This window comes from Corynebacterium pseudodiphtheriticum (assembly GCF_023509295.1).
GTDB classification, from domain to species: Bacteria; Actinomycetota; Actinomycetes; order Mycobacteriales; family Mycobacteriaceae; genus Corynebacterium; species Corynebacterium pseudodiphtheriticum.
Window position 1 is genome coordinate 2,035,364 of record NZ_CP091864.1, and the last position, 15,713, is coordinate 2,051,076.

Annotated in this window: 14 protein-coding genes; 5 read left to right on the forward strand and 9 right to left on the reverse strand. The window is 55.1% G+C overall.

The features are described 5' to 3' along the window. Positions 1–6: 6 nt before the first annotated feature. From L9H78_RS09120 to lpdA, 9 genes are all read right to left on the reverse strand, one after another. On the reverse strand, positions 7–849 hold the full coding sequence (locus L9H78_RS09120) for a hypothetical protein (protein WP_249619902.1): 843 nt from the start codon (positions 847–849) through the stop codon (positions 7–9). A gap of 46 nt (positions 850–895) precedes the next feature. Next, on the reverse strand, positions 896–1,285 hold the full coding sequence (locus L9H78_RS09125; RefSeq protein WP_249619903.1) for a DUF2516 family protein: 390 nt from the start codon (positions 1,283–1,285) through the stop codon (positions 896–898). Positions 1,286–1,394: 109 nt separating this feature from the next. Further along, complete coding sequence (locus L9H78_RS09130; protein WP_249619904.1) at positions 1,395–1,832, reverse strand: hypothetical protein; 438 nt, start codon at positions 1,830–1,832, stop codon at positions 1,395–1,397. An 80-nt stretch (positions 1,833–1,912) separates the two neighbouring features. Next, on the reverse strand, positions 1,913–3,331 hold the full coding sequence (locus tag L9H78_RS09135; RefSeq protein WP_249619905.1) for a DUF445 domain-containing protein: 1,419 nt from the start codon (positions 3,329–3,331) through the stop codon (positions 1,913–1,915). A gap of 120 nt (positions 3,332–3,451) precedes the next feature. Next, positions 3,452–3,820 (reverse strand): hypothetical protein, encoded by a 369-nt coding sequence (locus L9H78_RS09140; protein WP_249619906.1) that lies wholly within the window; start codon positions 3,818–3,820, stop codon positions 3,452–3,454. Positions 3,821–3,958: 138 nt separating this feature from the next. After that, positions 3,959–4,708 (reverse strand): succinate dehydrogenase/fumarate reductase iron-sulfur subunit, encoded by a 750-nt coding sequence (locus tag L9H78_RS09145; protein ID WP_021352824.1) that lies wholly within the window; start codon positions 4,706–4,708, stop codon positions 3,959–3,961. Beyond that, the gene (locus tag L9H78_RS09150; RefSeq protein ID WP_419762736.1) at positions 4,708–6,717 is read right to left on the reverse strand and encodes a fumarate reductase/succinate dehydrogenase flavoprotein subunit; all 2,010 of its coding nucleotides are present in this window, start codon (positions 6,715–6,717) and stop codon (positions 4,708–4,710) included. Before L9H78_RS09150 ends, L9H78_RS09145 begins: the two co-directional genes overlap by 1 nt. Before the next feature lie 66 nt (positions 6,718–6,783). Continuing rightward, on the reverse strand, positions 6,784–7,539 hold the full coding sequence (locus L9H78_RS09155; RefSeq protein WP_249619907.1) for a succinate dehydrogenase cytochrome b subunit: 756 nt from the start codon (positions 7,537–7,539) through the stop codon (positions 6,784–6,786). A gap of 354 nt (positions 7,540–7,893) precedes the next feature. Next, on the reverse strand, positions 7,894–9,309 hold the full coding sequence (lpdA, locus tag L9H78_RS09160; protein ID WP_249619908.1) for a dihydrolipoyl dehydrogenase: 1,416 nt from the start codon (positions 9,307–9,309) through the stop codon (positions 7,894–7,896). A gap of 813 nt (positions 9,310–10,122) precedes the next feature. On the opposite strand from lpdA, the gene L9H78_RS09165 reads away from it, so the two are divergent. The 5 genes from L9H78_RS09165 to L9H78_RS09185 all read left to right on the forward strand — a co-directional run bounded on the left by L9H78_RS09165 (position 10,123) and on the right by L9H78_RS09185 (position 15,713). Continuing rightward, entirely contained in the window at positions 10,123–11,247 is a 1,125-nt protein-coding gene (locus tag L9H78_RS09165) for an alpha/beta hydrolase (RefSeq protein WP_249619909.1), read from the forward strand. Positions 11,248–11,471: 224 nt separating this feature from the next. Then, positions 11,472–12,467, forward strand: coding sequence for a dTDP-glucose 4,6-dehydratase (gene rfbB, locus L9H78_RS09170; protein WP_249619910.1), 996 nt, complete (start codon positions 11,472–11,474; stop codon positions 12,465–12,467). 15 nt (positions 12,468–12,482) lie between these two features. After that, positions 12,483–13,847, forward strand: coding sequence for a dTDP-4-dehydrorhamnose reductase (gene rfbD, locus L9H78_RS09175; protein WP_249619912.1), 1,365 nt, complete (start codon positions 12,483–12,485; stop codon positions 13,845–13,847). A gap of 6 nt (positions 13,848–13,853) precedes the next feature. Continuing rightward, positions 13,854–14,720: a glucose-1-phosphate thymidylyltransferase RfbA gene (rfbA, locus tag L9H78_RS09180; RefSeq protein WP_249619913.1), complete on the forward strand. Its 867-nt coding sequence runs from the start codon at positions 13,854–13,856 to the stop codon at positions 14,718–14,720. Positions 14,721–14,771: 51 nt separating this feature from the next. Continuing rightward, a complete protein-coding gene (locus tag L9H78_RS09185) occupies positions 14,772–15,713 on the forward strand; it encodes a DsbA family protein (RefSeq protein WP_249617749.1) in 942 nt (313 codons plus the stop codon).

The window sequence follows — 15,713 nt, forward strand, 5'->3', positions numbered from 1 at the left end:
GCCTAGCTAAGAGTCTCTACGAATAGCCCCACTGGGTACAGGAATTACCGCCAAGATTTGCTTGGCGGTTTCTGCTTTTTCTAGACCCTTTTCTAGGGCCTTTTTGTTGGCTGCAAGATCCGCGGATTCCGCAACCAGCCACTCCACTAACGAAGAATCAGCAGCCGGGGATTCAGCTAGCTCTGCACCCGCCCCTATGTCCAAAACTATTGGAATGCGATCAGACAGCTGCTGCGCCGTTGCCCACGGTGCCGGGTGCTTCGTTTGGGAGGTCACTACGAGTTGGTCCACCTTCGCAAAATCACAAGTAGATAGCAATTCGCCACGCCGGGTTTCGGGATCCCACGTTTCCTCCCCTGCCAGCTGCTCTGACCGCTGCCCTGCTGGTGCAGACTGCTTGCCCGCCGCGGAATAATCCGGCACCACCACGCCGAGTTGTGCCGGGGCGGGTACGGCTTCCCGAAGGCTAATCATGTCGCTGAGAAGGGCATTAGCGTCGGGATTACTCGTGTCTACACAAGCCCAGACACGGTGCGCTCCTTGCGAAACCGCCAGCCGCGCCTCAGATGCTTTTACCAAAATATGGTGGCGCCCCGTCGGGAAGCCAACTGCCGTGATGATCGTTAACACGGATGATTCATCCGCATCGCCGTCGTAATGATCTCCACCGTGTTGCCGCACGTATCTGTCTAGCGTTTTTGCCGCTATCGCTACGTGATTCGGGCTCACAACAACCGCCCCAACCCCTGCAGCAACAGCGGCAGCCACGCCATTGCGCACTTCAGCTAAACCGACGTGCGGGGCACGAAAATCCCACGCAACAAACTGATGTAACCAGTTTTCTTCCATCTTTTAATTCCACATCATCTGCTGCTACAAGGCGAAGCGCACGGGCCTAATCCCAGCGATATTCGCCGTTGATCAAGGCTTTGAGCGAAGGGCGAACGTCAAACCAGTAAATACCGATAACCACCATGCCGACCCACGGCAAAATCGGAATCGGCATCGGCACGATAAATGCGGAAGCAGCCAACATCGCCACCCACACCATCTTTGATTGGCGGGAATCCGCATCAAAGGCGTCGTCACGAGTCATAGCCGCCGAAATAGCGCCTGCCAAACCGGCAATGGCCACCAGGGAATAAAGCCCCTGCTGCAGCCAAAACACGCCATACAAGAGATTAGACTGCCAAGGCTCTAACGACGGCCCGCTAGGTGGCAGTTGCGCCAAGTGCTGGGTCTGTTCAGCAGCGAAATTAGCCTGCAATAATACGTCAACAATCATGTGGTGTCGGGGTCCCTCGGAATACGATTAGTCTAACTAGCGAAAATTATCACACGCGCATTCGCGCGAGATAATGGCGGGCGCCATCACCCGGCGTCAGGGCACCGGTTTAGTCCGGCTTGTGGCCGTCGACATCAACAACTTCGCCTTCAATAATACGTGGCTGCCTGTTTTTCGCCATAGCATCAGCATCTTTCCCCCTCCCAGGGAACTTACGCAGTTTTTCTTTGGCCTCGCTTACTGCTTCACTATCGCGGGTTTTCGCGACGGCATCGCGTAACTCAGAACCGAATTCGCTGCCCAAGTATTTACCGCGCTTCCACAGCTTCGCACCGGTTTCTTTCAAATCGTCGAAACTATCAATGCCGCGGAAATCCTGCGCGGTTTGGCGCGCTGCGTTTTTCGCTGTACCAATGGCATCACGATCGTGATAATTCTGAGCGGCATTTTCCGCAAATTCGCCAGCTACAGAACGCAAAGAGGAACCCGTCTGTTTGAGCGAATCTACAATGTCGTCCGCCGAAAATCGCTTGCGCTTATCAGTCATAGTGATACTCCATCCGTCCTCTGGGGTCGTGCCTAGCGGGGGTTGACATGGTGGGCGCTCACCCCGGTTGTGATCTTTATTTAAGCGCCAAACAGTAGCTGATTGACAGTGTAGATAACCAAGCCAGCCAGCGCACCAACAACGGTGCCGTTAAGCCGAATAAACTGCAGATCTTTACCCACCATAAGCTCAATTTTTTCGCTGGCTTCATCAGCATCCCAGCGCGCGATTGTCTCGGAAATGAGCCCTGTGACTTCCGAAGAATAGTTGTTCGCCAAAAACTCCACTGCAGAGTTGATGCGCCGGTCCAACGAACCACGCAGTTCAACATCGGTACGGATGTTTTCCCCCCAGCGCACACACAGTTCCACGATCTTCTGGCGCAGCGTGGACTCTGGATCTTCGGCAGCGCTCAGCAAACCTGTTGCAGCCTTATCCCACAACATTTCCGGTAATGCTTTCACCGCGCGTGAACCGCGGATCTCTGCCTTCCATTCTTCTACCCGGCTAATCATCGTGGCATCAAACTGTAAGTCATACGCCAGTTGGCGTAGCCCCTTGCGAATGGACTTCCGTGCGGGGTGTTGCGGGTCTGCCTCCACTTCCCTGATAAACGACGCCATCTCGCGGAAAACTTTCTCTCCCACCAATTGCCGCGCAAAACGCGGAGCCCAAGTCGGCATGCGATCGTTGATTAAGGCGACAATCGACTCCTCCGAATCATCAATCTTGCTCTTCGCCCAGGTCACTACTTCGTCGACAGCTGGTTCCAGCTTGCCTTCATCGATCAAAGCGTCGAGCATACGTCCTAGTGGCGGGCCCCATATCGGTTCGGCAGCCTTATCAATCAAGTGCCGCTGGATAAGTTCTTCGGCCTCTTGTGCGTCGATGGCTCGAACAATATTCGTGGTCAGCTTGCCCACTTCCCGAGAGACCTTCTCAGCGTTTTCGCGTTCGCTTAGCCACGCCCCCAACCATTCCGGCAATTTGGCTGCACGCACCTTGGACGTGATTAATTCAGCATTGAGAAAGTTATCGCCGACAAATTGCGACAGCGAATCGCCTAACTGGTCCTTCTTTTTACGAATCAATGCCGTGTGCGGGATCGGTAGGCCCATCGGGTGCCGGAACAAGGCGGTCACTGCAAACCAGTCCGCCAAGCCACCGACCATGCCGGCCTCTGCGGCAGCGCGCACATAACCAACCCACCCTGGGGTATCGCCCGGCTGGCTTTGCCACCAGGAACAGCCCAGAAATATCACAGCAGCCAGCACCAATAGGCTGGTCACGAATATCTTGTGTTTGCGTAGTTCAAGAGCACGTTGCTGGTCTGTGGGTGCAGCATTGTTAGCAGCTGCGTGGTTTACCGAAGAGCTGTTTGCAAAGGCGTTTTTGCCAGCAGTACTTTTCGCGGCAGTGCTTTTCGGGGCCGTGCTTTTAGCGACGGTGCTTTTCGCGGCCGTGCGTTTAGCGGCGATGCTGTGTTTCGGGGGATTCATATTCTGCGTGGTCTCCGCTTGGATTCTTGAGGGCGTTGTCTCGAACTACGAAAAGCCCCGCCCTGCCTAGACGCGGTAGGCATCTAGCAGGTGCGGGGCGAGGCTGGCAGGAAAGGCGCGTTAGGAGGTGCGGCCGGTTTCCTTCACGTATTGACGGTAATACCGGCGACCAAAGTGGATCGAACCAAAACCACCGACCAAAGTAACAACAACACCAATGGCGCCAATAGTGGTCAAAATAGTGGAGTAATTAGCTGCGGTACCGGCATCCCAAATACCCGTGCCGATTCCCCAAATTAGGGTGCCAGCGAATGGGAAGAAGCCGAGAAGAAGGCCCATGCCAATCCAAGTCGAATTACGCAGCAGCGACGAGTGTGGCGCGCCCAGCGAAACTGGGTTGTAGCCCTCGATGTAGCTGTGGTGCAGTTCCTGCGAATAGCTTGGGTAGGTCTCCGCAGCGAAGTCCGCTACTTGTTCATTGGTGCTCATGGGGTGCCAAAGCCTTTCTTCTGTATCACTAGTGACAACTCTAGTCTAGATTTGCTGCCAGCAAAAGTGGTGCCGAACCGTGTGTGCACAAGCAAAAGCGCTGTACATAACACGCTGCGTCGGCACTTTTGATTCGTCTTAGTCGTCCTTCGAGCGGAACGCCGCACGGGCACGCTCACGGGTAACTGCGGAAACCGCGGTCAGCGGGATACCAGCTGGGCAAACATCGGCACATTCGCCGTATAGCGAACAACCACCGAAGTTTCGCTCCAGCTCATCGACCATGTTACGGGCGCGCTTACCGCGTTCCTTAGCTCCGAGTGGCGACATAGACAGGTGCACCAGCTTGGCGCCAGTGAACAAGTGTGCAGCACCATTCGGGCAAGCAGCCACGCAAGCACCGCAGCCGATGCAGGCTGCATGATCCAGTGCCAATTCGTTGTCCTGGGAGTTTTGCAGCAAGGTATCGGCATCTGGTGCGGTACCGGCATCCATGGAAACGTAGCCGCCCTGGTGCATGATGTCGTCCAAAGCGGAACGGTCTACAACCATGTCCTTGATGACGGGGAAGGCTGCGGAGCGAAGTGGCTCCAAGCGCAAGGTGTCGCCGTCATTGAATTGGAACAAACGCTGCTGGCATGCCGGGGTGTTCTGGCCTGGCCCATGTGGGCGACCGTTGATTAGCAAACCACAGGTTCCACAGATACCTTCACGGCAGTCTGATGCGAATGCAAATGGTTCTTTGTTGTCTTCGATACGTCCGGTGTTGACGTGGTCCAACAGCTCCAGGATGGACATCTGCTCGACGGCGTCGTCGACCTGGACGGTCTCGAAGCTGCCTTCTTGCGTAGGTCCGGCCTGACGCCAGACTTCAAGTGTCAATTTCATTACTTGTAGTTCCTTGTCATCAGCGGGATCGAGTCGAAGTACAGCGGGTCAGCGTGGCGGATGAACTTCTCTGGGCCATTTGGCTGCCATGCGGATACGAAGCACCAGTTTTCGTCGTCACGCTCTGCCTCACCGTCTTCGGAAAGGTGGTCGTCGCGGTAGTGAGCTCCAGCGGACTCGTTGCGATCCAGTGCGTCGACGCACATCAGCTCACCGAGGTCAAGGTAGTCGGCTACACGCTGTGCGTATTCGAGATCCTGGTTCATGTCATGCAACTGGCCAGTCACACGAACATTTGCCCAGAAATCACGACGGATTTCACGGATCTTTTCGATGGAGGTCTTGAGGTCGTCGACGTTACGCGAAACACCACAACCCCAGTACAGAATCTCGCCGAGCTGGCGGTGATAGTGCTCCGCACCATGTGGATTCTCGCCTCGAATACTCATCAAGCGGTTTAAGCGATCCTTGACCTCTTCGACTACTTCCTGAGCCTCTGCAGAATCCTCTGCCAGCTTCTCTTCGCCAAGGTGCTCAGCCAAATAGTTCGGAATCGTGAACGGCAAGGTAAACCAGCCATCAACCGATGCCGACAACAGCGAGTTCGCTCCCAGACGGTTAGCGCCGTGGTAGGTCCACGAAGCTTCACCCGCAGCGAACAAGCCGTCGATCGAAGTCATTTCATTAAAGTCGGTCCACAAACCGCCCATGGTGAAGTGGCAAGTCGGCGCAATGCGCATCGGAGTCTCATATGGGTCCTCACCGATGGACTCTTCGTACATCTGGAAGAGGTTGGAGTAGCGCGAACGCACGGTTTCCTTACCCAGACGCTCAATAGCATCGCGGAAATCCAGGTAGCAGGAGTTCTGCATTGGACCTACGCCTAGGCCGGCGTTGATCTGCTGCGACAGTGCACGAGAAGCCACGTCACGCGGAACCAAGTTGCCGAAGGCTGGGTAACGACGCTCCAGGAAGTAATCGCGCTCGTCCTCTGGGATGGAGTTCGGGTCGCGGTCGTCGCCTTCTTTCTTTGGCGACCAAATACGACCGTCGTTACGCAACGATTCCGACATCAGTGTCGTCTTCGACTGCCAGGTGGAGTTGACCGGCAGGCCAGTTGGGTGGAACTGAATATAAGCAGGTGATGCCAAGTAAGCGCCACGCTCATACGCACGCATCATGGCGCCTGCGTTTGAGTTCTTGGCCAGCGTCGACATGTGGTAAACGTTGCCGTAACCACCGGTTGCGATGACGGTCGCGTGACCGGTGAAGGCCTTAATCTCGCCGTCAATCAGGTTGCGGGTGACGATGCCATCGCAGTGTTTCACACCATCAACTTCGCGGACGATGATGTCCTGCATGTCATGGTGTGCAAACATCTCGACGTTGCCCAAGCCGATCTGCCGGTACAGAGCCGAGGTGGTCGACAGCTGTAGCTGCTGACCAGTTTGTCCACGGGTGTAGTAGGTTCGGGAAACCTGCACACCACCGAAGGAACGGGTGGCCAGGGTTCCGCCGTATTCACGAGCAAACGGCGCACCGATGGCGTTCATGTGGTCGATAACGCGACCGGACTCCAGCGCCAAGCGCCAACAGTCAGATTCACGGCAACGGTAGTCTCCGCCCTTAACCGTGTCTTTCACGTGCCGGTATGCGGAGTCATTGTCGACCTTCTTACCACGAGCAGAGTTCACACCACCCTGTGCTGCAATGGAGTGCGCACGACGAGGTGAGTCGTGATAAGAGAAAACCTTCACGTCATAGCCCAGCTCACCGAGGGCTGCGGCAGCTGCACCACCGGAAAGGCCGGTGCCGACGATGATGACTGTGAATTTGCGGCGGTTCAGTGGAGAAACCAGGTTCATGTGGTCTTTGTGGTAATTCCACATGTCCCGCATAGGAACGCCTTTTGGTTCCGCGTTTTCCAGGATGTCGCCCGGGGTGACCCCATCGACAATAGAGTCTGGCTGGCGGAACTCTTTACGAGTCGAAGTATCTGTGTTGCTCATAATCTATCTTTCCGATCTGGTTAGAACTTTAGCGGCGCGTGAACTGTGTCAGCGCTTGGTGAGGTTCTAGCTCACCCAACCAAACAGGACGGACAAAGGCATGACGATGTTGCCGATGACAACCACTGCTGGAATGACATAAGCAATCACGACGAAGGTCTGACGCCACTTGTGGCCAGTGATGCCCAAGTCCGAGACGGCCAAGCGAATACCGTGAGACATGTGCAGGAACAGCAAGCACATGGCAACCACGTAGAAGAGGGTGACTGGCCACCGGCTGAAGGTAGCCACCATGTTGGCGTGAACTTCACCGTGTACGAACTGTTCGGTCGCCGCTGGTGCAACTCCCAAAGTCAGGTCCAGCAAGTGGAAGCAGACGAACAGCAGAAGGAACAGTCCGGTAACCAGCATGGTGCGGGTAGCGAAGGAATCTACACCGCCCATCAGGTTGGTGCGGTTGAACTTACCGCGGGATTGCTTTGCGCGGCTGATCAGGGCAAATGCACCCCAAACGTGCAGAATCAGCGCAGTCAACAAGACGAGACGGAAGCCCCACAGGAAAGCTTCTTCCGGCAGCAATGGCGAACCAAGGCTACGAAGGAACTCACCGTATTCATCTAGCGCCGGTACACCATCATGTGCTGGAGCGTAGAGCTTCAAGTTTCCAGCCATGTGTCCGAGCGTGAACAGCACAAACAACAGGCCAGTGATCGCCATAATCAGCTTGATGGCCCAAGTTGGCACTACTGGCGATTCACGAATTTTTTCGTTTGAGATTTTTCCGTGAGCGATTGCCTCACGATCAGGATTCTTTATTGTCATGGCACCTCCATTGTCGCTTTAACCATACGGTGATCGGGGGTGTTGACGCGAACCAAAATACCGTGCTGGGTGCGTTTTTAGCCTTCTTCGGTCACGTTTTCGGGGGTGCTTTATGTGAGGCTTGGCTTAAACGGCAACAACAATATCGCTACTGCCACGACCCTTAGCTGCAAGCCAACCTGAGCCCATCACTCAACCGCAAGATATGTGACTTTACACACAGCAATTTTTTAGCTAGCCAGCATTCACCCATACTGCGTCAAACTTTCGGACAGTACCCCATAAGAAAACGACCGCCCTACCGTCAACAAGAACGGTAGGGCGGCCGTAAGGCTTTCTTTAAGCGACAGGCCTTTAGAGGTTAATCATGTGGCCATCAGCAACGCCGTGCGCGGTTTCTTTCATACCCTCGGACAACGTTGGGTGCGTGTGCACGTTGCGCGCAATTTCGCCCGCGGTCAGGTCAAAGCGCTGCGCAAGAGTCAATTGTGGCAGCAGCTCGGAAACATTGGAACCAACCAAGTGGGCGCCGAGCAGCTCGCCAAACTCGCCGTCAGCGATGAGCTTAGTGAAACCTGCAGACTCATTTAGGCCAAGCGCTTTACCGTTTGCAGAGAACGGGAAGGTGGCAACCTTAATGTCGCGATCCGGCCACTTCTCCTTCGCTGCTTCTTCGGTGTAACCAAAGGAAGCGACCTGTGGGTTACAGAAAGTTGCACGTGGCATCATCTGGTAATCGCCCAATTCCTGGGTTTCCACTCCGCCGATGGTCTCGGCAGCAACTACACCCTGTGCTTCAGCAACGTGAGCCAACTGCAGCTTCGCAGTAACATCGCCAATGGCGTAAATACCGTCCACGTTGGTACGCATACGCTCGTCGATTGCAATAGCGCCTCGCTCGGTCAGTTCCACACCGGTGTTTTCCAGGCCATAGCCCTCCACCCGTGGGGCAAAACCAACCGCAACCAGGCAGCGATCGACGGTCAGCGTGTCTTGCTTCTTGCCATCCTTAGACTCCACGTCAACGGTGACGTTATCGCCGTTGTCTTTCACAGCGGTGGTCTTATAGCTGGTCAGCAGCTTCACGCCAAGCTTCTTGTACTGTTTAGCAATCTCCTTGGATACATCCGCATCTTCGTTTGGAAGTACCCGGTCCATAAATTCAACGACGGTGACGTCCACGCCGTAGTTTGCCAGAACATAGGCAAATTCCATGCCAATGGCACCAGCACCCACAATTACGATGGATTCTGGCGCATTTTCATCCAGGATTTGCTCTTCATAAGAGACAATATTTCCACCCAGCTCAATGCCAGGAAGAGTCTTAACGACGGAACCGGTCGCGATGATGCAGTCGTCAAAGGTCAGGGTTTTACCCTCGTCGTCGCCTTCTTTCACTTCGATGGTCTTGGCATCTTTGAAATGACCCAGGCCATTGATTTCCTGAATCTTGTTTTTCTTCATCAAATAGTGGATGCCACCGACGATCTTTTTCGAGACTTTGCGCGAACGCTTGTGCGCAGTCGGGAAGTCGAAAGAAACGTCACCGGAGATGCCGAAATCTTTGGCCTCATGGTTGAAAGTGTGGGCAACCTCAGCGTTTTTCAGCAGCGCCTTCGAAGGGATGCAACCAACATTGAGGCAGACTCCGCCCCAGTATTGCTTTTCGACGACAGCAACTTTCTTACCTAGCTGGGCAGCGCGGATGGCGGCAACATATCCACCTGGTCCGGCGCCGAGTACAACGAGATCATAATGTTCTTTAGTCACGGTCTCCAGCATACGTAATCCCTGCAGACATGTGAAAGCACCCGCGGGAAGAAATTCCGAGAGTCTACCGGAGCTACCGCAGGTGCCTAATTACGTTCGCCGCCAGGCTTCGCCCTAGCTAATAGTGGTCGTTGCGAATCTCGGCGGTTGTTAATCTTCGTCGTTGCTGCAACAACCAGAATCCGCTGGCCGCGAACTGCAGGAATTAAATCAGGTGCAGTACTGCGCTCAATTTTGCAAAACCAGCAAAGAACTCGTGGATAGCTGGGCCGAAGAAGTTGTTGGACATCACGATCAGGTTATCTAGCTGCATTGTCAATACTCTTTCAGGTCTGGGTCAGGTCTGATTCAGGTCGAAGAATTTTCTACATCCTGTGCACCATCGGCAACGTCGTGTCCGCATTGTCTACGGAGCTAATTGGCTACGGAGCTGCCTGGAAAATACAAAAGGCTGCAGAAAAACAGAAAACGGCACCCTCTGGGTGAAGCAAAATTTAGCCTATTCCAGGCCCACCCCAACTGCAAGAATTTTGCTCGAAACATTTTTGGTCATGCCCTTTTGCCTGACAAACTCTTAACAGCGTCTTAACAGCGGAGTAATAAAACCGCGCAGTAACACAACAGCGCAGTATCAGAACAGTTCAGTAACAAAGAACCCGCTTAGGACGACAGATTCAATAGCACACGCGAGTAGCGGAAGACATGTTCCTAATACTCGCCATACGCTAAGCTACTATCCAACTGTTATTGAGTTTTACGTTTCCACGTTTAAGTCTTCACCGTTTAAGTTTTCACACTGTGTAAGGATCACGCATGAAACTTCGCAACGTCGCCGTTGCCGCCGCTGCAATCAGCACATTGGCGCTGACCCCGGTATCTGGCATTGCCCAACCGGCCCCACAAGCTGGCATCGCTCAAGGTGCTGTTCAGCAGCCAGCCGCCGAGAACACCATTCCGGCTGGCACTGTCAGCGAGGAAATCCTGCCAGCAGAATTCGACGACGAATCTTGGCGTCAAGTCATTGCAGAAAAGGGCAACCGCGTACAAGAAGTCACGGTCTACTCACCTTCCATGGATCGGAAGATCCCGGTCGTAACCATCAAGGCTGATGAATCGGCTGGCCCACGCCCAACCCTGTACCTGCTTAATGGTGCCGGTGGTGGCGAGCAGTCCGCCAACTGGATTGTTCAAACGGATGCGGTTGATTTCTACCTGGAAAAGAACATCAATGTCGTTATCCCTATGCGCGGTGCGTTTTCTTACTACACCGACTGGAACGAAACCCCTACCGGTAGCAAGTACCTGCAGGGCCCACAGAAGTGGGAGACCTTCCTGATCAACGAGCTTCCAGGACCAATCGAGAACTACTTGGGCGCAAACGGTAAGCGCGGCATTGCTGGCATGTCGATGTCTGCCACCAGCTCGCTTCTGCTAGCCGCTCACAACCCAGGCATGTTCGACGCCACCGGCTCGTTCTCGGGTTGTGCCGAAACCAACTCCCCGATGGGACGCGCTGCTGTCGGGCTAACCGTCAACCGCGGCGGTGCACACCCAGATCAGGTCTGGGGCCCAATGGGTTCCCAACGCGCACTGGAAAACGACGCCCTGCTACAGGCTGAATTCCTGCGTGGCACCGCGATCTACGTTTCTAACGCCACCGGTTTGATTGGTGAACGCGAGACTGCAGAAGGTCTGCGCGCACAGGGCATCCCAGAACAAGCTCTGTCAGCCAACCAGGCCAACCTTGCTATCGCCGGCGGCGGTATCGAAGCTGTCACCAACGCCTGCACCCACCGCTTCGTGGCCAAGCTGAACCACTTGGGCATTCCGGTGCATCACCACAAGCCAGCAGTTGGCACCCATACTTGGTCCTACTGGCAGGATGACCTGCGCACCTCCTGGCCAACCTTTGCAAACGCATTCGGCATCGAGCAATAAGCAATAAGACCAGAACCAGCGCTAGGAACAGCATCAAATAGCATCGCTGATTCAGCAGACCACAATCGCCAGGCACCCGGTGATTGTGGTCTTTGTGCATTGCACGGCTAGTGATTTTTTGTCATGCCATGCTCGGCAAGGCCCCGCCATGCCAGGTCCTGCCAGGCCTTGCCGAACTTTCTACTATCCCTTGCCAGCTATCGGACCTGCCTTAAACTAGTGGCATGTCCACCATGCTTGTCACCGGCGGAGCCGGGTTCATCGGCACCAATTTCGTGCGCCTAACCCGCAAACTGTATCCCGAAATCCACGTAATCGTGCTGGATAAACTGACTTATTCCGGCAACCGCGCCAACCTGAATGGAATTGACTGCGAACTTGTAGTTGGCGATATCGCTGATGCGGAGCTCGTCGACAAGCTAGTGCAACGTGCGGACACCGTGGTGCATTTTGCCGCCGAATCCCACAATGACAATTCTCTGCGCGACCCATCACCGTTCGTGCAGACCAACATCGTCGGCACGTATTGCCTGCTCGAGGCGGTGCGGAAGTACGATAAGCGTTTTCACCACATCTCGACCGACGAGGTTTTCGGTGATCTCGCACTCGATTCCGGCGAGCAATTCACCGAATCCACCGCATACCGGCCTTCCAGCCCTTATTCTGCAACCAAAGCCGGTTCCGACCACCTGGTCCGTGCTTGGGTGCGTTCCTTCGGCATCCGCGCAACAATCTCGAACTGCTCCAATAACTATGGCGCTTACCAGCACATAGAGAAATTCATCCCCCGGCAAATTACCAATATTCTGTCTGGGCGCACGCCGAAGCTCTACGGCACGGGTGCACAAGTACGCGACTGGATTCATGTCGACGACCACAATCGAGCGGTGCACGCAATCCTAGAACGTGGCAAGATTGGCGAGACTTACAATATTGGCGCATACGGCGAAGCCAACAATCTCTCGGTAATCCAGCTCATTTGTGAGCTCATGGGCAGCGATGGCGCCACAAGCTTCGAACACGTCGCCGACCGCCCGGGACACGACCAACGCTATGCCATCGACCCCGGAAAAATCACTGAAGAGCTGGGGTGGCGGCCACACTACACTGATTTGCGGGCGGGTTTGGAGAGCACGATCGACTGGTACCGCAGCCACCGCACGTGGTGGCAAGACACGAAAGAAGCAGTGGAAAACAATTACGCGAAGCGAGGGCAATAAGCAGTGACAGCGAATATGACACCAGAGCATCGTGGTGCACGAGTACGCACCACGGACATCGATGGCCTGCTGATTATCAATCTCGACCTGCATAAAGATGCCCGCGGGTGGTTTAAAGAAAACTGGCAGCGGCAAGCTTTCGTCGCCGCGGGTTTACCTGATTTCGGGCCAGTACAAAACAATATTTCGTTTAACGAAAAAGCCGGTGTCACCCGCGGTTTACACGCTGAACCGTGGGATAAATTCGTCTCTGTAGCCACCGGTGCTGTGTTTGGTGCTTGGTGTGATCTGCGTGCAGACTCACCGACGTACGGCGCAACCGTCACGCAGCGCATCGAACCAGATACGGCGGTCTTTGTTCCCCGGGGCGTCGCGAATGGTTTTCAAGCTCTGCACGACGCCACCAGCTACACTTACCTGGTTAATGACCACTATTCCCCCGAGGCCAGCTACACCAGCGTGAACCTGGACATGATCGATTGGCCGCTGGAGCCGAGCGAAATCTCCGCCAAAGATCGCCAGCATCCGCAGCTTGCCGACGCTACCCCGATGCCACCCCGGAAGATTCTGGTGACCGGTGCCGACGGGCAACTAGGAAAGGCGTTGCGCGACGCCCTGCGGAACCACAATCATGTGGAGTTCTGTTCACGCACGGAGTTCGACATCACTGCTCCTCCGGCTCGAGACTGGCGACAGTACCAAGCGATCATTAATACCGCTGCTTATAACGACGTCAACGGTGCCGAAACCGACCGGGCTGGCGCCTGGGCCGTCAACGCTGCTGCCCCAGCCAAACTGGCAACAATCGCTAACGAGCACAACCTGACTTTGGTGCATGTGTCCTCGGATTATATCTTCGACGGCCAGCACGAGATCCACGGAGAAGATGAAATCGCTTCCCCGCTGTCTGCTTATGGTGCTAGCAAAGCCGCCGGAGATACCGCAGCGCAGACAACCCCGCGGCATTACGTGGTGCGTACCTCTTGGGTTTTTGGCGATGGCAGAAATTTCATTGCCACCATGGCTGCTCTCGCCCGTGCCGGAAAAAAGCCCAAGGTGGTTTGCGACCAGCGCGGTCGGCCAACGGACGCCCGAGATCTGGCGCGGGGCATCATGCATTTGTTAGATACCTGTGCTCCTTATGGCGTGTACAACTTGAGCTCGGATGGCGACACGGCTTCGCGGGATGAGATCGCCATGGCCGTTTTCATTGGCTGCGGTGGCGACCCTGCTGATGTCACCCCGGTTAGCAGCGCAGAATACGGCCGGGACCAGGCCGCCCGACCGGCAGAATCCACCCTGGACCTAAGCAAAATCAAAGCCACTGGTTTTCAGCCCAGCAATTGGCGCGCCAGCCTCGCGCTGTATCTGGCAACATAGGTGGCTATGAAAGGCATCATCCTGGCAGGCGGCTCCGGCACGCGGCTGTACCCGATTACGCAGGGGATTTCTAAGCAGCTTATGCCGATCTACGACAAGCCGATGATCTACTACCCGCTGTCTACGCTAATCCAGGCCGGGATTCGGGAAATTCTGATCATCACCACCCCAGAAGATGCGCCTGCTTTTCAGCGTTTGCTTGGCGACGGATCGCAATGGGGGCTGCTGTTGGATTATGAGATTCAACCGCGTCCAGAGGGGCTGGCGCAAGCATTTTTGATCGGCGAAGACTTCATTGGCGATGACGACGTTGCTTTGGTGCTCGGGGATAATATTTTCGATGGTCATGGATTTTCTGGGGCGCTGCCACAATGCCATGATCCCCAAGGGGGAATTATTTTCGCCTATGAAGTTGCTGATCCGCAGCGTTACGGCGTCGTCGAGTTCTCTCCAGCAGGCCGTGCCCTGTCCATCGAAGAAAAACCGGCCAACCCAACGTCACCCTATGCTGTGGTCGGCTTGTATTTTTACGACAACTCAGTCGTAGAGATCGCCAAATCGATCAAGCCTTCGGCGCGCGGCGAACTTGAGATCACAGCAATCAACGAGGAATACCTCTACCGGGGGCAATTATCTGTGCAACGGATGCAACGCGGAGATGTGTGGTTAGACACAGGAACCGTGGACTCGATGTCCGAAGCTGCAGCGTACGTGGAGGTTTTACAAAAACGCACCGGAGTTATCATCGGATCCCCGGAAGTTTCTGCCTACCGAGAGGGATTTATTAGCGCCCGGGAATTGTTGGACTTAGCGCAACCATTAATCAAGTCCGGCTATGGCTCTTATTTAGAGCGCGCAGCACGGGAAGATTAATGTGCTCGCAGGCCCAACCCGCCTGTCAGTTCCCGATAGACGAAGGTTGAAATGTCCTCTTCACGTAACGCTTTCCAGCGCAAGCCCGCGCTTCTCTGGACGTTAGTCGCCCTGGTAGTGGCGCTGGCCGTGCTCATTGTTGTCGCTGTGGTTCGCTCTGGCGACGATGAATCCATGAGCGCCGGTGGCCAAGATGCGATGCACGGCCCACAGGCCCCAAGCTCCGCACAGTCTGGTAATTCGGATTCGCAGTCGACTCCTATGCCAGGTGGTGAATACTCCCCAGAACAAGCCCGCGAGCTCGCCAAACAGGTAGAGCCCGGCACGGATTTCTCACGACCAAATTCCCCGGATCCAACCATCATCGGTCCTGGTGCCGAGATCACATCGAATGACGACATTTTGAACGTGCATCGTCGTAATGCCGAAGATCCTTTTGCAATGGGCGCTCTCGATGCACCGGTGGTGCTGTCAGAATTTTCCGATTTTGAATGCCCTTTCTGCACCCGATTCGCGGTTGAGACCGCTCCGAAGTTGAAAGAAAAGTTCGTGGACACTGGTCTGCTGCGCATCGAATGGAATGACTTGCCGGTTAATGGCCCACATGCGGAAACTGGCGCGCAGGCAGGCCGCGCCGCTGGTAACCAGGGTAAGTTCTATGAATTCCATGATGTGCTCTACAACAACACCTACGACAACCAGACCGGCGGCCACCCTGGCTATGACGTTGCTGACTATGTGCGTTTTGCCAAAGAGGCTGGCATAGAAGATCTGGAGAAATTCCGCACAGAAATCGAAAACGAGGAATACCGCGATGTAGTGCGCCAGGCTCTGCACTACGCATCGTCCATCGGCATGCGCGGTACCCCAGCATTTATTCTTGGTGATCGCTTCATTTCTGGCGCACAGCCCTACGAAGTTTTCGAAGATGAGGTTTACCGCCAGCTAGCCAAAGTTGCCGACGGCACCGTGCCTCACCCGAAATCCAAGTAG

Excerpts from the sequence above, each read along its gene's own strand:
- L9H78_RS09120 (WP_249619902.1), bottom strand. The coding sequence starts at position 849 with ATGGAAGAAAACTGGTTACATCAGTTTGTTGCGTGGGATTTTCGTGCC.
- L9H78_RS09125 (WP_249619903.1), bottom strand. The coding sequence starts at position 1,285 with ATGATTGTTGACGTATTATTGCAGGCTAATTTCGCTGCTGAACAGACC.
- L9H78_RS09130 (WP_249619904.1), bottom strand. The coding sequence starts at position 1,832 with ATGACTGATAAGCGCAAGCGATTTTCGGCGGACGACATTGTAGATTCG.
- L9H78_RS09135 (WP_249619905.1), bottom strand. The coding sequence starts at position 3,331 with ATGAATCCCCCGAAACACAGCATCGCCGCTAAACGCACGGCCGCGAAA.
- L9H78_RS09140 (WP_249619906.1), bottom strand. The coding sequence starts at position 3,820 with ATGAGCACCAATGAACAAGTAGCGGACTTCGCTGCGGAGACCTACCCA.
- L9H78_RS09145 (WP_021352824.1), bottom strand. The coding sequence starts at position 4,708 with ATGAAATTGACACTTGAAGTCTGGCGTCAGGCCGGACCTACGCAAGAA.
- L9H78_RS09150 (WP_419762736.1), bottom strand. The coding sequence starts at position 6,717 with ATGAGCAACACAGATACTTCGACTCGTAAAGAGTTCCGCCAGCCAGAC.
- L9H78_RS09155 (WP_249619907.1), bottom strand. The coding sequence starts at position 7,539 with ATGACAATAAAGAATCCTGATCGTGAGGCAATCGCTCACGGAAAAATC.
- L9H78_RS09165 (WP_249619909.1), top strand. The coding sequence starts at position 10,123 with ATGAAACTTCGCAACGTCGCCGTTGCCGCCGCTGCAATCAGCACATTG.
- rfbB (WP_249619910.1), top strand. The coding sequence starts at position 11,472 with ATGTCCACCATGCTTGTCACCGGCGGAGCCGGGTTCATCGGCACCAAT.
- rfbD (WP_249619912.1), top strand. The coding sequence starts at position 12,483 with ATGACACCAGAGCATCGTGGTGCACGAGTACGCACCACGGACATCGAT.
- rfbA (WP_249619913.1), top strand. The coding sequence starts at position 13,854 with ATGAAAGGCATCATCCTGGCAGGCGGCTCCGGCACGCGGCTGTACCCG.
- L9H78_RS09185 (WP_249617749.1), top strand. The coding sequence starts at position 14,772 with ATGTCCTCTTCACGTAACGCTTTCCAGCGCAAGCCCGCGCTTCTCTGG.